The 18,051-nt window shown below is 37.3% G+C and carries 11 protein-coding genes; 10 read left to right on the forward strand and 1 reads right to left on the reverse strand.

All coding sequences use genetic code 11. The features are described 5' to 3' along the window. The first annotated feature begins 12 nt into the window (after positions 1-12). From IC610_RS15440 to IC610_RS15470, 7 genes are all read left to right on the forward strand, one after another. Positions 13-2,025, forward strand: a complete 2,013-nt coding sequence (locus tag IC610_RS15440) for a fumarate reductase/succinate dehydrogenase flavoprotein subunit (protein WP_191737653.1) — start codon at positions 13-15, stop codon at positions 2,023-2,025. Positions 2,026-2,049: 24 nt separating this feature from the next. Beyond that, positions 2,050-2,817: a succinate dehydrogenase/fumarate reductase iron-sulfur subunit gene (locus IC610_RS15445; protein WP_191737654.1), complete on the forward strand. Its 768-nt coding sequence runs from the start codon at positions 2,050-2,052 to the stop codon at positions 2,815-2,817. A gap of 139 nt (positions 2,818-2,956) precedes the next feature. Beyond that, positions 2,957-4,513, forward strand: a complete 1,557-nt coding sequence (locus IC610_RS15450; protein WP_191737655.1) for a TlpA family protein disulfide reductase — start codon at positions 2,957-2,959, stop codon at positions 4,511-4,513. A 161-nt stretch (positions 4,514-4,674) separates the two neighbouring features. Next, positions 4,675-6,081 (forward strand): 23S rRNA (uracil(1939)-C(5))-methyltransferase RlmD, encoded by a 1,407-nt coding sequence (rlmD, locus tag IC610_RS15455; RefSeq protein ID WP_191737656.1) that lies wholly within the window; start codon positions 4,675-4,677, stop codon positions 6,079-6,081. A 44-nt stretch (positions 6,082-6,125) separates the two neighbouring features. Continuing rightward, the gene (locus IC610_RS15460) at positions 6,126-8,594 is read left to right on the forward strand and encodes a zinc-dependent metalloprotease (protein ID WP_317173442.1); all 2,469 of its coding nucleotides are present in this window, start codon (positions 6,126-6,128) and stop codon (positions 8,592-8,594) included. Between the two features lies 1 nt (position 8,595). Further along, complete coding sequence (locus IC610_RS15465) at positions 8,596-9,072, forward strand: hypothetical protein (RefSeq protein WP_191737658.1); 477 nt, start codon at positions 8,596-8,598, stop codon at positions 9,070-9,072. Continuing rightward, positions 9,038-9,700, forward strand: coding sequence for a DUF6048 family protein (locus tag IC610_RS15470; RefSeq protein ID WP_191737659.1), 663 nt, complete (start codon positions 9,038-9,040; stop codon positions 9,698-9,700). Before IC610_RS15465 ends, IC610_RS15470 begins: the two co-directional genes overlap by 35 nt. Positions 9,701-9,715: 15 nt before the next feature. Here the strand turns inward: IC610_RS15470 and IC610_RS15475 are convergent, their stop codons facing one another. Beyond that, positions 9,716-10,186, reverse strand: a complete 471-nt coding sequence (locus IC610_RS15475; RefSeq protein ID WP_191737660.1) for a hypothetical protein — start codon at positions 10,184-10,186, stop codon at positions 9,716-9,718. 123 nt (positions 10,187-10,309) lie between these two features. On the opposite strand from IC610_RS15475, the gene IC610_RS15480 reads away from it, so the two are divergent. The 3 genes from IC610_RS15480 to IC610_RS15490 all read left to right on the forward strand — a co-directional run bounded on the left by IC610_RS15480 (position 10,310) and on the right by IC610_RS15490 (position 17,706). Then, a complete protein-coding gene (locus IC610_RS15480; RefSeq protein WP_191737661.1) occupies positions 10,310-12,310 on the forward strand; it encodes a M43 family zinc metalloprotease in 2,001 nt (666 codons plus the stop codon). Between the two features lie 173 nt (positions 12,311-12,483). Further along, complete coding sequence (locus IC610_RS15485) at positions 12,484-14,520, forward strand: M43 family zinc metalloprotease (RefSeq protein ID WP_191737662.1); 2,037 nt, start codon at positions 12,484-12,486, stop codon at positions 14,518-14,520. Positions 14,521-14,688: 168 nt separating this feature from the next. Further along, entirely contained in the window at positions 14,689-17,706 is a 3,018-nt protein-coding gene (locus IC610_RS15490) for a reprolysin-like metallopeptidase (protein WP_191737663.1), read from the forward strand. Positions 17,707-18,051 lie beyond the last annotated feature (345 nt).

An 18,051-nucleotide genomic window follows, 5' to 3' on the forward strand; every position in this document is an offset into this window, starting at 1 on the left:
CAATATACTAATATGAGTAAATTAGATTCAAAAATTCCTGCTGGTCCACTTAAGGATAAATGGAAAAATCATAAAGACCATATGAACCTTGTTGCACCAAACAACAGAGACAAGATTGATATTATTGTTGTAGGTACAGGTTTGGCAGGAGGTTCTGCAGCAGCTACTCTGGCTGAGCAGGGATATAATGTAAAGGCATTCTGTTACCAGGATTCACCAAGAAGAGCGCACTCTATTGCTGCTCAGGGTGGTATCAACGCTGCTAAAAATTATCAGGGTGATGGTGACTCTACATATAGATTATTCTATGATACCATTAAAGGTGGTGACTACAGAGCAAGAGAGGCTAATGTTTACAGATTAGCTGAAGTTTCTGCCAATATTATTGACCAGTGTGTTTCTCAGGGAGTTCCATTTGGAAGAGATTACGGCGGACAGTTAGATAACCGTTCATTCGGTGGAGTTCAGGTTAAAAGAACTTTCTACGCAAAAGGACAAACTGGTCAGCAGTTATTATTAGGTGCATATTCTTCATTAAGCCGTCAGATCGGTAAAGGAAGAGTGAAAATGTACAACCGTCACGAAATGCTTGAACTGGTAATCGTGGACGGAAAAGCAAGAGGAATTATTGCCAGAAACTTAGTAACAGGTGAGATCGAAAGACACTCAGCTCACGCAGTGGTAATTGCTTCAGGAGGTTACGGAAATGTTTATTTCCTTTCGACCAATGCAATGGGTTCAAACGTTTCTGCAGCTTGGAAGATTCATAAGAAAGGAGCGTATTTCGCAAATCCTTGTTATGTTCAGATTCACCCAACCTGTATTCCGGTTCACGGAACACAGCAGTCTAAACTGACTTTGATGTCTGAATCATTAAGAAACTCCGGAAGAATCTGGGTTCCCAAAAATATTGAAGATTCAGTTGCCATCAGAGAAGGGAAGCTGAGACCTGAAAATATTAAAGAAGAAGACAGAGATTATTATTTGGAAAGAAGATATCCTGCATTCGGTAACCTGGTTCCCCGTGACGTCGCGTCCAGAGCTGGTAAAGAAAGATGTGATGCCGGTTACGGAATCGAAAATAACGATACTAAAGAAGGTGTTTATCTGGATTTCTCTACAGAAATCATGAAAAAAGGTAAAGAAGCCGCTATTGAAAAACATATCAACAATCCTACAGATCAGCAGATTTATGATCTTGGAAAAGCATGGATCGAGGAGAAGTACGGTAACTTATTCGTAATGTATGAAAAAATTACTGCGGATGATCCTTACAAAACTCCAATGAAGATTTACCCTGCCGTTCACTATACAATGGGTGGTGTTTGGGTTGATTACAACTTACAGTCTACAATCCCAGGATGTTTCGTTGTCGGTGAAGCTAACTTCTCAGACCACGGAGCCAACAGATTGGGAGCTTCAGCTTTGATGCAAGGTTTGGCAGATGGATATTTCGTTCTTCCTTACACGATTGCAGATTATCTATCTGCAGACATCAGAACAGGAGAAATTCCTACAAATTCTGCTGAGTTTGACGCAGCTGAAAAAGAGATCAAAGACAAAGTAAATTTCTTTGTTAATAATAAAGGAACACATTCAGTAGATTATTTCCATAAAAAGCTGGGACACATTATGTGGAATAAGGTTGGAATGGGAAGAACTCCTGAAGGTTTAAGAGAAGCAATTGCAGAAATCGACGAAGTGAAAAAAGATTTCTGGCAAAACGTAAAAGTAATGGGTGAAACTGAAGGGATGAACACAGAGCTTGAAAAAGCTTTCAGAGTTGCAGATTTCATCGAATTAGGACAGCTTATGGCTATCGATGCATTACACAGAAACGAATCTTGTGGTGGGCATTTCAGAGAAGATCATGCAACTCCGGAAGGTGAAGCAGAAAGAGATGATGTTAACTTCAAATATGTAGGAGCTTGGGAATATCAGGGAGATGATATCAAAAATGAGGTTCTGCACAAAGAAGATCTTATCTATGAAAACATCGAAGTTAAAGCAAGAAGTTATAAATAATCTCCAATCTATAAATAAATAATTATGAGTGCAAAAAAAGGCCTTCATCTTACGCTGAAAATTTGGAGACAGAAAAATACAAAAACTAAGGGTCAGTTTGAGACCTACAAAATATCAGATGTTTCTACAGATTCTTCGTTCTTAGAAATGTTGGATATTCTGAACGAACAGTTAATCAACGAAGGAAAAGAACCAATTGCTTTTGACCACGACTGTCGTGAAGGAATCTGCGGAATGTGTTCTCTATACATCAATGGTAGAGCTCACGGTCCGGATACTGGGATTACGACGTGTCAGCTTCACATGAGAATGTTCAAAGACGGTGAAACTATCGTGATCGAACCCTGGAGAAGTGCTGCGTTCCCTGTAATCAAAGATTTGATGGTAGACAGAAGCGCGTTCGACAGAGTAATGGCTGCAGGTGGATTTATCTCGGTAAACACTTCAGGAAATACTTTGGATGCCAACGCAATTCCTGTTCCTAAAGAAGATGCAGACAAAGCAATGGATGCAGCAGCATGTATCGGTTGTGGAGCTTGTGTAGCTTCCTGTAAAAACGGTTCAGCAATGTTGTTTGTGGGAGCTAAAGTTTCTCAGTATGCTCTTTTACCTCAGGGTAGAGTAGAAGCTAAGAGAAGAGTTCTGAACATGGTGAAAGCGATGGATGAAGAAGGATTCGGAAACTGTTCAAATACCGGAGCATGTGAAGTGGAATGTCCTAAAGGAATTTCTCTTGAGAATATCGCAAGAATGAACAGAGAGTACATGGCTGCTTATGCAGACAGAGGATAATCTGTTTTAAAATAAATTTTATAAAATCGTCTTCTATTGTGAGGACGATTTTTTAGTTAAATCTTTCATAAAATAAGTTTAAACAGTGTTTATAGTTGATTTGAAAAACTTATTTTTGCCTAATTATTTAAAATCAAAAATGAAGAAATATCTTTTGTTATTTGTCATTGCAATATTTGTAATGTCTTGTTCAAAAAAAGTTGAGATCAAAGGAAAGATCGCAGGAAGTTCACCGCTTGAAAGAATCGAGTTTGTGGAGGCTTCCGGTGTGGCTACTTTACCGTTAACCAATATCGGTTTAGACAAAGACGGAAATTTTACAGGAACTTTTGAAGCTCCTAAAGACGGAATGTACCTGATGAATTATGCAGGGAAATCTAACCTAATTTTCTTAAAAGGAGGTCAGAATATCAATATTTCAGGGAATTCTGCTACATTTCCAAACGAATTTACAGTAACCGGAGATGGTAAAGCAGATAATGAATTCTACCAGGCTTGTCAGAAATTCTTAATGACTTACGGTCAGACGATAGATATTCAGACATTAAGCAGCGGAACTGAAGATGCATTTCTTAAAGGAATTCAAAAAATTTCAGCAGATTTAAATAAAAACATTGAAGAAAACGTAAAGAAATTCAATCCCGGAAAAGAGGTTATTGAATGGAAAAAGAACGATGTAAACACTGCGATTCTTAACGTAATGGCTGGTTACGAAATGTCTAAAAAACAACAGAATGCAGGAAATCCTTCTTTCAAAGTTTCTAAAGCGTTTACAGATTACGAAAACAAACTTCAGGAAGACAAAGAAAAAATGGTAGCTTCAAGCCCGTTTTTCAGACAGTATCTTTTAACAAAAATCAGCATGGATTTCCAAAAATTTGCTGAAGCTAAAGCAAAAGGAAAAACAGATATTTCTACATCAGAACTTTTCAATGACTTCCTTAAAACTAAGAAAGATCTTTCACAAACCACCAAAGATTATCTTTTGGCATTCGTGATTGCTCAGTCTGATATGCATTTGGGAACTCCTGCAAAAGCATCAGCTAAAATTTCTGAAATTATTGAAAAAGACATCAAAGATTCTTCAGTAAAAGAAGATCTTAAAAAAATGCAGTTTGCCATCAACGGTGTTAAAATCGGAGAAGCGGCTCCTGATGTGAAATTAACTAAACAGGACGGAAGCGCTTTCAAGCTTTCTGATAATGGAGGTAAGCCAACAGTGGTAATGTTCTACGCTTCGTGGAATCCCTATATCGCAGAAGGTACTGCACCTGTAGTGAAAGAAGTGGTAAATTTCTATAAGGCAAAAATGAATTTTGTATTCGTAAATCTTGATGATACAAAAGATCAGTTCACAAAAACAAGCAAAGCGATGTTTACTGGAGTACAGGGAACAAATGTTTACGGAGAAGGTGGTTTAAACTCTGACGCCGCAAAAAAATTCGGAATCTACGGTTTCAAATTACCTTGCTATATCGTACTCGACAAAGCAGGAAAAGTGGCAAGCAGACCATACATGAATTTAGGCGAGCCGGAATTGGTTTCAATTCTTGACAAACAAACAGGATTATCTGCACCAATGGCTGCACCAAATCCTCAGCAGCAACAGCAAATGTTGACGCCAGAGCAAATGCAGCAGATGCAGGAAATGGCAGCACAACAGCAACAACAACAGCAACCTGCTCAGACAAAATAATATATATATCAAAATAGATCAAAACCTTGTCTTCGGATAAGGTTTTTTTTATTTGTACTTTTGCAGACTGAAACTGAAAAGTTTCTGAAAGTTGATTAGAAAAAATAGAAATTTTACGGATACAATAATAGAAAGTTAGATCCGTAGCGATAGAAATTGTTATGAGAAAGAAGAAAGACGTCATTCTTGAAAATATAAAATTATTTGCCGCCGGCGCAAAAGGTGTAGCCATTGGAAAAACTGAAGAAGGAAAAACCGTTTTGGTTTCCGGAGCGATTCCCGGTGATGTGGTAAACGCAAGAGTTAAAAAGTCGAAGTCAAAATATTACGAGGCTGAAGTAAAAGAACTCGTTGAGAAATCTCCGTTCAGAGTGGAGCCGAAATGCATTCACTTTGGTGTGTGTGGTGGTTGTAAGTGGCAGAATATGAGCTACGAAAAACAGCTTGAAATTAAACAGGAAGAGGTTTACAATAATATTAAAAGAATCGGTGGTATTGAAAATTTTGAAACCGTTCCAATTTTGGGTGCTGAAGAACAGTATTTCTACAGAAACAAAATGGAGTTTTCTTTCTCCAACGCAAGATGGCTGACTCAGTATGAGATCAGTTCAGAAGAAAATTTCGGGAGCAGAGATGCTTTAGGTTTTCATATTCCGGGAATGTGGAGCAAGATTTTAGATTTAAAGGAATGCTGGCTGCAGGAAGATCCTTCCAATGCAATCCGTCTGGCTGTTAAGAAATTTGCAGAGAACAAAGGATTAGACTTTTTTGATGTTAAAATTCAGAAAGGTTTCCTGAGAACTTTGATGATGAGACAGAATTCTAAGGGTGAATGGATGGTTTTATTCCAGCTTCACAGAGAAGAAAAAGAAAACCGCATTGAGCTTTTTGATTTTCTCCTGGAGCAGTTCCCACAGATTAAAACTTTGGTGTATGCCATCAATCCGAAACAGAACGATTCCATTTATGATTTAGATGTGAAAACGTATTTCGGCGAAGGATTTTTAATGGAAGAAATGGATGGACTGAAATTTAAAATAGGACCTAAATCATTCTTCCAGACGAATTATAAGCAAGCGTTAGAATTATATAGAAAAACACTTGAATTTGCTGATCTGAAAGGTGATGAAGTCGTTTACGATTTGTACACCGGAACAGGAACCATCGCTCAGTACGTTGCCAGAAATGCAAAACACGTTATCGGAATTGAATCTGTACAGGAAGCCATCGATGCAGCCATCGAACACGCTGAACTGAACGGTCTAACCAACACAACATTCTACTGTGGAGACATGAAAAACGTTTTCAACGATGAGTTTTTAGAAAATCATCCACCGGCAGATGTTTTAATTACAGATCCGCCAAGAGACGGTATGCATCAGAAAGTGGTAGAGCAGATTTTAAAATTAGCTCCTCACAAAGTGGTGTATGTAAGCTGTAATTCAGCTACTCAGGCAAGAGATTTGGCTTTGATGAAAGAACAGTATGATGTGGTAAAGATTCTCCCTGTCGATATGTTTCCGCAGACTCACCACGTGGAGAATATTGCTCTGCTTATCAAGAAATAATTGCTTAATTTTGAAATTATAATTTTAAGAACTGAATGAAAAACGTGAAAAACATAAGCTTAGCAATGGCTGCCGCTGCAATGATGTTGTCAACGCAGACTTTATTTGCTCAGGAAAAAGATTCTGCCACTACAAAGAAAGAACCAGCTGCTGCTGGAGCAAAAAAGGAAGATGATAAAAAGAAATCTCCGATAAAGCCTTACAAAGAAATCATTACAGATAAAGCGGTTTCTGACGACGGCGTTTTCACAGTTCATAAAGTTGACGATAAATATTACTTCGAAATTCCGGATTCTGTACTGAAAAAAGAATTTCTTCTCGTGACAAGATTAACAAAAGCAGCTGCAGGAATGCGTTCCGGAATGTCAGGATATGCCGGCGACCAGATCGGCCAGCAGGTTGTTGCTTTCGAAAAAGGACCGAAAGACAAAATTCTTTTAAGATCAATATCCTTCGTAGACTATGCGAAAGATTCTACTTCGGACATGTACAATTCTGTAACAAGAAATAATGTGCAGAGCATCATCAAATCTTTTGATGTTAAAACGTATGGAGTCAATAAAAAGACGACAGTAATTGAAGTAACCGATGTTTTGAACGCAGATACAGAGCTTACTTCATTCTCCGTTTGGGCAAAAGACGCTTTTCGTGTTGGAGCTTTTCAGAAAGATATGTCTTTTGTGAATTTTGTGAAATCATATCCCACAAATATTGAAATCAATACAACCAAAACTTTCGCAAGAACTTTAGGTAAATTGCCACCGGAACTGGCAAAGGATGCTCCAAAAATCAGCGGAAATTATACCGTGGAAGTGAATTCTTCATTTGTTCTTCTTCCCGAGAACAAAATGCAGGCAAGATATTTCGACCCGAGAGTTGGATATTTTGCTGTTGGATACACAGATTTCGATTTAGATCCGCAAGGTGTAAAGAAAGTTTCCTTAGTTAAAAGATGGAGACTTGAGCCTAAGCCTCAGGATCTGGAAAAATATAAAAATGGTGAACTGGTAGAGCCTGCAAAACCAATTGTATTTTACATCGATCCCGCAACTCCGAAAAAATGGGTACCTTATTTAATGCAGGGCGTAAACGACTGGCAGAAAGCTTTTGAAAAAGCAGGTTTCAAAAATGCCATCATCGCAAAAGTTCCTGACTTAAAAACCAATCCAGACTGGAGCCTTGAAGACGCGAGATTTTCTGCGATTGTTTACAAACCTTCAGACGTGCCGAACGCTTCAGGTCCATCAATTTCAGATCCAAGAACCGGTGAGATTCTGGAAAGTCATATCAACTGGTATCACAACGTAATGTTGTTGCTGAGAAACTGGTATTTTGTACAGGCTTCTCCAAACGATCCGAGAGCGAGAATGGTAGATTTTGATGATAAGCTGATGGGAGAACTGATCAGATTTGTTTCTTCTCATGAAGTAGGTCACACTTTAGGTTTAAGACATAACTACGGTTCAAGTTCAACTGTTCCTGTCGAGAAATTGAGAGATAAAAAGTGGGTTGAAAAAAACGGTCACACGCCATCAATCATGGATTATGCAAGATTTAATTATGTTGCACAGCCGGAAGATAACATCAGCGATGCCGGAATCATGCCTAGAATTGGTGACTATGACGACTGGGCAATTGAGTGGGGCTACAGAAGATTTAATGAATATAAAACTCCTGAAACTGAAAAGGAATTTTTAAATAAATGGGTCATCAAAAACCTCAAAAACGAAAGACTTTGGTTCGGAACTGAAACCAATCCTTTTGACCCGAGATCTCAAAGCGAGCAGGTAGGTGACAACGCCATGATTGCAAGCACATACGGAATTAAAAATCTGAAAAGAATCGTAGACAATCTCGAAAAATGGACTGAAAAACCAAACGAAGATTACGATAATCTCGGAATGATGTATGATCAGGTGGTGACTCAGTTTAAAAGGTATTCCGGTCATGTTTCAAAATACATCGGCGGTGAAATGGAAACGCCTAAAAATGTAGAGCAGTCTGGTGTAGTTTACGAGCCGGTTTCGAAAAAAGATCAGAAAGAGGCGATGAAATTTTTAGATGAAAACATTTTCACTACGCCAAATTGGCTGATTAAAAAAGAAATTTTTGAGAAAACAGGAAAAACACCTGCAGGAACAGTTTCGGATGTACAAAATGGAGTCTTGTCGAGAATTTTGAGCCCGATGGTTTTACAGAAAATGGCTCAGATGGAAACTGTGGATCCTAGAACATATACTTTAATCGAGTTGTTTTCAGATTTAAATACATCCATTATCAGAAAAGATAATCCTGATGTTTACGTGAGAAATCTTCAGAGAAGCTACGTGGATCAGCAGATTAAACTGGCAGATTCAAAATCTTTTGATAAAACGGATGTTTCAGCAATTGCTAGAGGAAATTTAAATTCAATTAAAAAAGAGCTGGCAGCAAAAACAGATAACAATACTGTGAATAAATACCATTATGAAGATCTTGTTTTCAGAATTGAAAAAGCTTTAGACCCAAAATAAAATGAAGCAGTTTTTAAAATATACATTCCTTATTTTTTGTCTCGGAACCGTGGTAAGTTGCGGCGGAGATGACGATATCTGCGAAAGCGGTGAAGGAACACCAAGGATGAAAATAAAATTCAGAAATGCCGGTGGTCAGTTAAGAACGGTAGATTCCCTTTATCTGAGAGTAGATTACGGAAACCGTATCGTTGATTTTGGCAGGACTGTCAACGCAGATTCACTCATCGTTCCTTTAAGAGTTGACGAATCTCCTTTTACCGATCTGTATTTTAAAACCAGAAGAACGGAAGTGGAATCTAAAGTCAGAGTAAATTATACAACTACATCAAAATATGTATCGCCAGGCTGTGGTGTAAAAAAAACGTATCAGAATGTAAATTCACAATTGGTAACACCGGGCAAGGTAACCGCAGCAGCAAACGGACAAAACTTTATCGAAAATGAAGACAAAACTAATCTTTTCCTTACTTTTTAGTCTGATGACTCTGCAGATTTCTGCACAGGAAAAAAAAGAAGAAGAGGCTAAAGAAAAATGGAACTACGAACCCAACTTTATGGTTGGTGTTGACGTGTTGAATACTACAGTTTCTTTCTTCTCAGACCGTCAGCTTTTTCAGGGTTTTATTTCATCTAAAGTGAAAGGAAGAATCCACGCAATTATTGAAGCTGGTTTTGAAAAAAATGTATATCAGAAAAATGGTTACGACGCAACAGCGAACGGACCGTTTGCCAAGATTGGTGCATTTTATATGTTGGCAACAGATAAGGAAAATGAGTTCAACGGTTTTTATGGTGGAGGAAAAGTGGCTGGATCTTTTTATAAACAGGAATACATGGCGATTCCGGTAAGAGGTTTCGGTGGAAGTTCTGCAAGTGTTTCTATGCCTGCATCATCACAGTCCTCATTTTGGATTGAAGGAACCTTAGGAGGAAGAGTGCAGCTTTTCGAATCCAATTTTTTCATTGATGTCAATATGCAGCCAAGGTATTTGATTGCTACCTCAAAGCAGGATGAAGTGGAACCAATGATTGTTCCAGGTTTCGGAAGGAGTTCCAATAGTTTTAATATGGGGTTTTCCTGGAGTCTGGCTTATAAATTTTAAAAAAAAAGGGTGAAATTATTTTTTACCCTTTTTAGTTCCCACTGTATTTTTGATTTCATTATATACATCTGCAAGTTGCTGCGGAGGATTTCCCGAATCAAAATCTGCCGAGCTGTAAGTTTTTCCGTCTTTTTCAATAATGATTACAGATGCTAAGGCAGCGTCACTGTATCTTTTGGTTGTTGGCGACTTGTAAGATTGTATTTCTTCAAGATTTATTTGAGCAATTTTATCCGAAATTACTTTCCAGCTGTCCGGGGATAAGCTTTTGCTTGTTAAATTACCATTCAAGTCGGTCTCTGTTTTAGTCGGAGTAATGGTGAATAATCTGTTAGTACCACGAGTCTGTTCAGATAGCGAAATTCTTTGAACCGAGAGTTTTCCTACTACATTTTTGTCTTCATTCATCGTACTTCCGGTAGTTTTGGTTGTGTTGCAGTTAATTAAAGTAAGTAAACTTACGGCCAACGCAATATGTAATTTCATTTTAAATTTTTTGTAAAAATACACTATTTATGATGCCATATTTTTATTTTTAATAAATTTTTTCGTTAAATATTTATGGAAATTCCAATTTTGAATTATATTTGTAGTAAAAATAGAATCTTTATGAATATAAAATCTACAATCTTTAAAACAGCAGTTTTATTTGCTTTTTACAGCGGCGGAATGGTTTTTGGGCAGTCTGTAAAAACAGGTAAAAATGCTGAGTTTTCACATCCTTCTGCTGAAGAATTAGCGAGAGCTGGTGGTGTGGAAAGATGTTCCTCTACAGAATATGAAGAGTTTTTACAAAAACATTTTCCTGGCAGAATGACTGCTGATCAATTTGAGGCATGGATTACTCCTTTAATTGAAAAAGAAAGAAATAATAAATCTCAAAGCGGTAATATCGTTACTATCCCTGTAGTAGTACATGTAATTCATGCTGGTCAGGCTTACGGAGTTGCTCCAAATATTGTAGATGAGCAGGTGCAATCGCAAATTACTGTAATGAATCAGGATTTCAGAAGACTTGTAGGTACACCGGGTTTCAACAGTAATCCAGTAGGTGCAGATACCCAGATTCAGTTTGCTTTGGCTAAAGTAGACCCTGCTGGTAACCCTACCAATGGTATTAACAGAGTAAATCTTTGTCAGGCAAACTGGTCACAGGCTCTGATAAATTCATTCGTTAAACCTGAAACTATATGGGATCCAACGCTGTATATGAATATGTGGAGTGTACAGTTTTCAAATACCGGTTTGCTGGGATATGCACAGTTTCCTTCAAATTCTAATTTGGCTGGGCTTAATGCAAATGGAGGTGAAGCTTACACCGATGGTGTTGTAGCCAACTATGCAACTTTTGGCAGCAGTGATTTCAATACAACCGGTACATTTTTGCTTAGTGCACCTTATGATAAAGGAAGAACAATGACGCACGAGGTTGGGCATTTTTTAGGATTAAGACATATCTGGGGTGATGCAACCTGTGGTGATGATTTCTGTGCAGATACTCCTACAGCGCATACTTCGAATTATACCTGTAACCCGAGTATCCCAAGCTGTACGGTTCCTTCAGTTTTTGAAATGGTTCAGAATTACATGGACTACACTAATGATACTTGTATGAACATTTATACAGTTAATCAAAAAGACAGAATCACTGCTGTGATGAATAATTCTCCGAGACGACTGGAATTAAAAGCTTCTACAAAAGATGTGGCAATTCCGTTGTTTCCGAATGATGCAGAAGTGAAGTTGGAAAGAGAATGCACTACTATCAGCTGTACTACACCAACTGCTCAAAGTGTAAAAGTTTCGCTTTATAACAGAGGTACTGCTGTAATGACTTCTGCGGTTATCAATTACACAGTTAATAATCTGTCACAAACTTTCAACTGGACAGGAAGTCTTGCTCAGGATAAATACGCTATTGTTACTTTGCCAATGCCAACAAATGCTTCTGGAGGATATATGAATATCACTGTTCCTACAGTAAATGGGGTAGCTGATCAGAGAGCGTCAAACAGCAATATATTTGTTAATTATATGGGAGCTCCTACCAGATTAAACGAAAATGTGGTGTTTAACCTTCAGAGAGATCAGTATGGAAGCGAAACGTCTTGGACTCTTAAAAACAGTGCTGGCGTTACAGTGTACAGCGGTGGCCCATATACAGATCAGGTAAATCCGCCATTAATCACTCAAAACTGGACTCTGAATGCCAATGAATGTTACACCTTTGTGATTTCAGATTCTTACGGAGATGGTATCTATCCTTATGGAGGTTTTTATAATGTTCAGTCAACTACAGGGTCTACACTTGTAACAGGATCACACTTTGCGACCAGCCAGACGAAATATTTTAAAATACAGACATTAGGAACATCCGAGGCAACAAAAAATACTTTCAGCATTTATCCTAATCCTGCAACTGATGTTTTAAATATCAAAAATGTTTCAGACAAAGCTACATTCGAAATTCACAATGCAGTTGGTCAGCTTGTAAAAGCCGGAAATATTGAAAATGCTCAGGTAAATGTAGCAGATTTTGTAAAAGGTGTTTACATAATTACTGTAAGTGATAAAAATCTTGCAGAAAGATTAAAATTTATTAAAAAGTAATTTTTTTTTGAATCATATTGAAAGCCTCCATTTGTGGAGGTTTTTTTATGCTGACAAATAAATATAGGCTTTCATATTAATTAATTTAAATAATTTTAACTTTCTTTACTTTTGTATTAAATATTTTATAATTTTAAAATAGATATATTTGCACTGTAAAAAATAATTTGAAAATGCGAAAATTTACTACGTTTAAATTTCTGTTTTTCTTATCGATGATTTTTGGTGGGGCTCTAAACGCTCAGGATGCCGGAAAATTGGTCAAAAAGAATGGAAATTTCCCAGTGAAAAATGCTGAAGAGCGATCACATTCCCATGGTTTCGATAGATGCTCTACAGATGAGTATGAACATTACCTGCAGACCAAATATCCTAAAAGAATGTCAACTCAGGAGTTTGAAGCATGGTTGGCTCCGCTTGTAGAGCAGGCTAAAGCAAATAAATCTCAAACCGGAAATATTATTACAATTCCTGTGGTAATACATGTTATACACAGTGGACAGAATGTCGGTGCTGCTCCTAATATTACAGATAATCAGGTGATTTCACAAATTACTGTAATGAATAATGATTTTAGAAGAATGGCGGGTACCCCAGGTTTCAATAGTAACGCTGTGGGTGCAGATACTCAGATTCAGTTTGCGTTGGCAAAAGTTGATCCTAATGGCAATCCTACAAACGGAATCAACAGAGTGAATCTATGTCAAGATAGCTGGAATCAAGATGAGATTGATGATTATGTAAAGCCTACCACAATTTGGGATCCTACACAATATATGAATATGTGGAGTGTTAATTTTTCAGATGGAGGGCTTTTGGGTTATGCACAATTTCCGTCAAACTCAGGTCTTGGTGGTCTTAATCCCAATGGTGGTTTAGCAAATACTGATGGTGTTGTAGCTAATTTCGCCACTTTTGGAAGCAGTACTTATAACGACGGTACATTTATGTTGTCCGCACCGTACGATAAAGGAAGAACGATGACACACGAAGTTGGTCACTTTTTAGGATTGAGACATATTTGGGGAGATACTTCATCTTGTGTTGTGAATGCTACAGACAGCAATAATGATTTTTGTCTGGATACGCCGGCGGCCGCAGCACCAAATTTCAATTGCGTGACAATAGATTCTTGTCCTGCTAATCCTGGTAATGATATGATTGAAAATTATATGGATTACACTGTTGATACCTGTATGAATATTTTTACAGTTAATCAGACAGCTAGATTAACAGCTGTGATGAATAATTCACCAAGAAGAAATACATTGAAAACTTCAACTAAAGATATTGCAATACCATTATTCGCTAATGACGCTGAAGTTAAGATTGATGGTGGTTGTGCAGTAGGAGTTTGCGGTGGAGGAGTTTTACGTTTAAGCCTATATAACAGAGGAACGGCAAATCTTACAAATGCAGTGATATCATACACTTTTGCTGGTGGAGCTGCACAAACTTATACATGGACCGGTAGTTTGGCACAAGATAAATTTAGCATAATTACTATTCCGGTTGATCCATCAGTACCTACTTCGGCAGTTACAACAACAATAACTTCTGTAAACGGTGGTGCAGATCAGAGAGCTTCAAATAATTCTTCTACAGGAACTTATACCAAACCAGCTACTCCGGATTATTACAATACTACGACAGTTAACTTTGCTCTTCAAAGAGATTTCTACGGTTCAGAAACTAAATGGACTTTAAAAAATGCCGCGGGTCAGGTACTTTATAGTGGTGGTCCCTATGCAGATTCAACAACTCCAGTTCTACCTGCACTAATCTCTCAAACATGGACACTTCCTTTAGGTTGTTATGTATTTGCAATATCAGATGCATACGGTGATGGTCTTTCCAGCCTTGATGGCGGTTATGTAACCTTAACAACCAGTTCGGGAACTGTAATTTATAGTGGTAGTGATGCTATAGGAGGATATGCTACAAAAGCATTTACGAATCAGGTATTGTCTGTGAGTGATGTTAAAAAACCGACATTTAATATTTATCCAAACCCTGCAAGCGATGTATTAAATATTCAAAATGTTTCAGACAAAGCTACATTTGAAATTCATAACGCAGTTGGTCAACTTGTAAAATCCGGTAAAATAGAAAACGGACAGGTGAAAGTTGCAGATTTTGTAAAGGGTGTATATGTAATCACTGTAAAAGATAAAAATCTTACAGAGACACTTAAATTTATAAAAAAATAAAAATCATTTTTTGATTATGAAAACCTCTGGATATCCAGGGGTTTTTTCGTTTAGATATGTAGCTAATGTATTTAAAATGTTAAATTACTAAATCTTATAAGTCAATTGTTGGATATTGCTTACATTTGGGAGGTAAAATTAATAAATAATTCAAAAATAGTTCATTTTATGAAAAAATTGATTACTGCTTTGTTTTTGAGTGCTGTAAGTGGGGTTGCGTATTCGCAATGGAGTCCTGCTGCAGGCGCTTCGAAACGCAGTTCTAAAGCGGAAGTTGCTGAAATTGGAGGCCAATATCGCTTAGATCTGCCACAGTTACAGGCAAAACTGAAAAATGCTCAGGAGATGGGAGCTAATGCCAAGCCAGTTGAGATTTCTGTTCCGACAGTAAATGGGAAAATTGAAAGGTTTGCTGTTTATAGCTTTCCCGTAGTTGTAAAAGAGCTTGCAGATCAATATCAGCTTGGTTCTTATACTGGAGTTGGACTTGATGATCCCTCAAAAAACATAAGATTTTCTTTAGCACCAAACGATTTTCAATCGATGATCATTTCCGGAGATCAATATGAATTTGTTGATGCATATGGACCGGATAAAACTTTGTACACAGTACATTTAAAGACGAAGAAAACTGGTGATAAAGCATTTGTCTGCTCTACAGACGAAGGTCAGGCAGCTGTACAGCAAATCAAGGAAATGTCTAAAGCGGGAAGTTCTTTCACTAATCAGCTTTCAGATTACTCTAAAATGTCTGATAAGAAGTACAGAACCATGAGACTTGCAATGTCGGTTACAGGTGAGTATACGGCTTTTCACGGAGGTACTATTGCTGGTGCACTCACAGCAATTAATGCAACATTAACAAGAGTAAATTTTGTGTTTGAGAAAGATTTTGCATTGCATTTAAACCTGCAGAATTATACAAATGTAATATTTACAGATCCAAATAGTGATCCATATTCTATTCCTTCTGTAGGTACAGCTAATACAAATTCAAACAACGCTAATGGCTGGAATATTCAGCTTCAGCAAACGTTAAGTGTAAATGTTGGAAATGCCAATTATGACATCGGTCACTTGTTCGGTGATTCCGGTGGTGGAGGAAATGCGGGTTGTATAGGATGTGTCTGCATAAACCCAACAGGAACGCCAGCGACATCATTATCCAAGCAAAAAGGTTCAGGATTTACCTCTCCTGCAAATGCAATTCCACAAGGCGATTTATTTGATATAGACTATGTTGCACATGAAATTGGCCACCAGCTGGGAGCAAACCATACCTTCTCTATGTCAATCGAGGGTACCGGTGTAAATGTAGAGCCGGGTTCAGGATCTACAATTATGGGATATGCAGGAATTACAGGTGGCCCTGCCACTGATGTACAGCTAAATTCTGATGCATATTTTCATAAAGTAAGTATCAGCCAGGTTCAGGCTAATTTAATTTCAAAAACTTGTGACGTCGAAGCGACCGTAGCTAATGATGCTCCTGTTATTGCTGCTTTACCTACCTATACAATTCCTAAAGGTACGGCGTTTGTTTTAACAGCTTCTGCCACTGATGCCCAGAATGATCCATTGACTTATACCTGGGAGCAGGTCAATAGCGGTACTACTTCTACAGAAACAACAAATTCAAGTAATTTAGGTACGAACACTTATGGTGCTGCATTCAGATCATTAACCCCAACAGCAAGTCCAACCCGTTATTTTCCTAAATTGTCATCTGTTCTAAATGGTGTTTTGGATAATTCAAATAATGGATGGGAATCTGTACCAATGGTCGCAAGATCTATGAAATTTGCTGTTACTGTAAGAGATAATCATCCTATTTCAACTCAACAGCAGACACAGTTTGCAGAGCAGACTATCAACGCAGGTGATGACGGACCTTTTATTATCAATACACAATTTGCAGATACAGCAGCACCTACTAACGTAACCTGGAATGTTGTAAATACGACAGCAGCACCTTATAATGTTGCCAATGTAAAAATTGACTATACAACTGATCCTACAGGTGCAACATGGGTTACACTTCTGGCTTCAACTCCGAATGACGGTAATGAAAATATTACTTTCCCTGCCTCATTAAACGGTCAGACTGTCAAATTAAGGATTTCAGCTATAGGAAATGTTTTCTATGCTGTAAAATCTGTACAGGTTGCTGCTTTTGCTCCTTGTACCAGTGCTGCTCCTACAGGAATAACAGTTAGTGCAATTACAACCAGCGGTGCTACAGTAACCTGGTCACCGTTTGTAAATGCTACTTACGTTATCCGATATAGAATTGTAGGTTCTTCTACATGGCAACAAACAACATCAACCGTAGCTACTGTAAATCTTACAGGGTTAAATGATGGTGCGAATTACGAAGTTCAGGTAGCTGCAGTTTGTTCAGGGGTTACAGGTACATACTCGCCTTCAACTAATTTTACAACATCTCAGATACCGTACTGTGCGGCAGCAAGCACGACTTTTACTTCAAATTACATATCAAATCTTACACTAGCTCTTGTAAATAATACAACAACAGGATCTACCTATTCTAATTTTACAACAAATGCCGCATTACAAGTTGCTTTAGCACCGAACAGCAGTAATAATTCAATAAGTGTTTCTCTTACAAAAACAGCAACAGCTACATCATTAAATGGAATGGCCGTATGGATTGATTTTAATAGAAACGGTATATTTGAAGCGTCAGAAAGAGTATTAAATCTTCCTGCAACTTTATTGGCTGTTGGAACAACTCCTGTTACAGGTACTTTCGCTGTTCCTGCATCAGCTCAACTGAATGCGCCTCTCAGATTGAGAATTGTAAATGTTCTGCTAACGCCTGAATCTATTGGTGCAAGTATTCCGGAATCATTTGCATGCGGAACTTTCCCTAGTGGTGAAGTAGAAGATTATAATGTTATTGTAGATACTAATTTAGGAACACGCGAAACAGCATTAACTCAAAACAATATTCAGGTTTACCCTAACCCTGCAACTGAGGTTTTAAACATCACAAAAGTTTCAGAAAAGGCTAAATTTGAAATTTACAGTGCGGTTGGGCAATTGGTAAAATCCGGAAATATTGCCAATAATCAGGTAAGAGTAGCCGAATTGGTAAAAGGTACATATCTGATAACAATTAAAGATAAAGACATTACAGAGACCGTTAAGTTTATAAAAAAATAAATTTTCTCTATAATTATTTAAAACCTCAGAAATCTCTGAGGTTTTTTTGTTTGAAATATTCTGATCAAACCTTTTGAAACGCTTGAGTATTCACACTTTAATAAAAATATAATTTATTATTCAAATGTTATTTATTGCTTTTAATAAAATTTTCGCAAAATAATATATTTAAATTTTATGATAATTGTTAAAAATGTTTAGATTTGTATCTAATATAAAATTTTATAGCCTATGAAGAAATTCTTTACATTTTACTCTTTTCAACACAAAAAAAATTTAAAACAAACTCTTTGTTTTAAATAGTTCAAACAATTTTATCTTTACAACTATGTATAATTCTTGTTA

The sequence above is a fragment of the Chryseobacterium caseinilyticum genome, assembly GCF_014837145.1.
GTDB lineage: Bacteria > Bacteroidota > Bacteroidia > Flavobacteriales > Weeksellaceae > Chryseobacterium > Chryseobacterium caseinilyticum.

Bases quoted from the DNA above. Each gene is read 5' to 3' on its own strand.
- IC610_RS15450 (WP_191737655.1), top strand. From the start codon at position 2,957: ATGAAGAAATATCTTTTGTTATTTGTCATTGCAATATTTGTAATGTCT.
- IC610_RS15440 (WP_191737653.1), top strand. From the start codon at position 13: ATGAGTAAATTAGATTCAAAAATTCCTGCTGGTCCACTTAAGGATAAA.
- IC610_RS15475 (WP_191737660.1), bottom strand. From the start codon at position 10,186: ATGAAATTACATATTGCGTTGGCCGTAAGTTTACTTACTTTAATTAAC.
- IC610_RS15470 (WP_191737659.1), top strand. From the start codon at position 9,038: ATGAAGACAAAACTAATCTTTTCCTTACTTTTTAGTCTGATGACTCTG.
- IC610_RS15485 (WP_191737662.1), top strand. From the start codon at position 12,484: ATGCGAAAATTTACTACGTTTAAATTTCTGTTTTTCTTATCGATGATT.
- IC610_RS15480 (WP_191737661.1), top strand. From the start codon at position 10,310: ATGAATATAAAATCTACAATCTTTAAAACAGCAGTTTTATTTGCTTTT.
- rlmD (WP_191737656.1), top strand. From the start codon at position 4,675: ATGAGAAAGAAGAAAGACGTCATTCTTGAAAATATAAAATTATTTGCC.
- IC610_RS15490 (WP_191737663.1), top strand. From the start codon at position 14,689: ATGAAAAAATTGATTACTGCTTTGTTTTTGAGTGCTGTAAGTGGGGTT.
- IC610_RS15465 (WP_191737658.1), top strand. From the start codon at position 8,596: ATGAAGCAGTTTTTAAAATATACATTCCTTATTTTTTGTCTCGGAACC.
- IC610_RS15445 (WP_191737654.1), top strand. From the start codon at position 2,050: ATGAGTGCAAAAAAAGGCCTTCATCTTACGCTGAAAATTTGGAGACAG.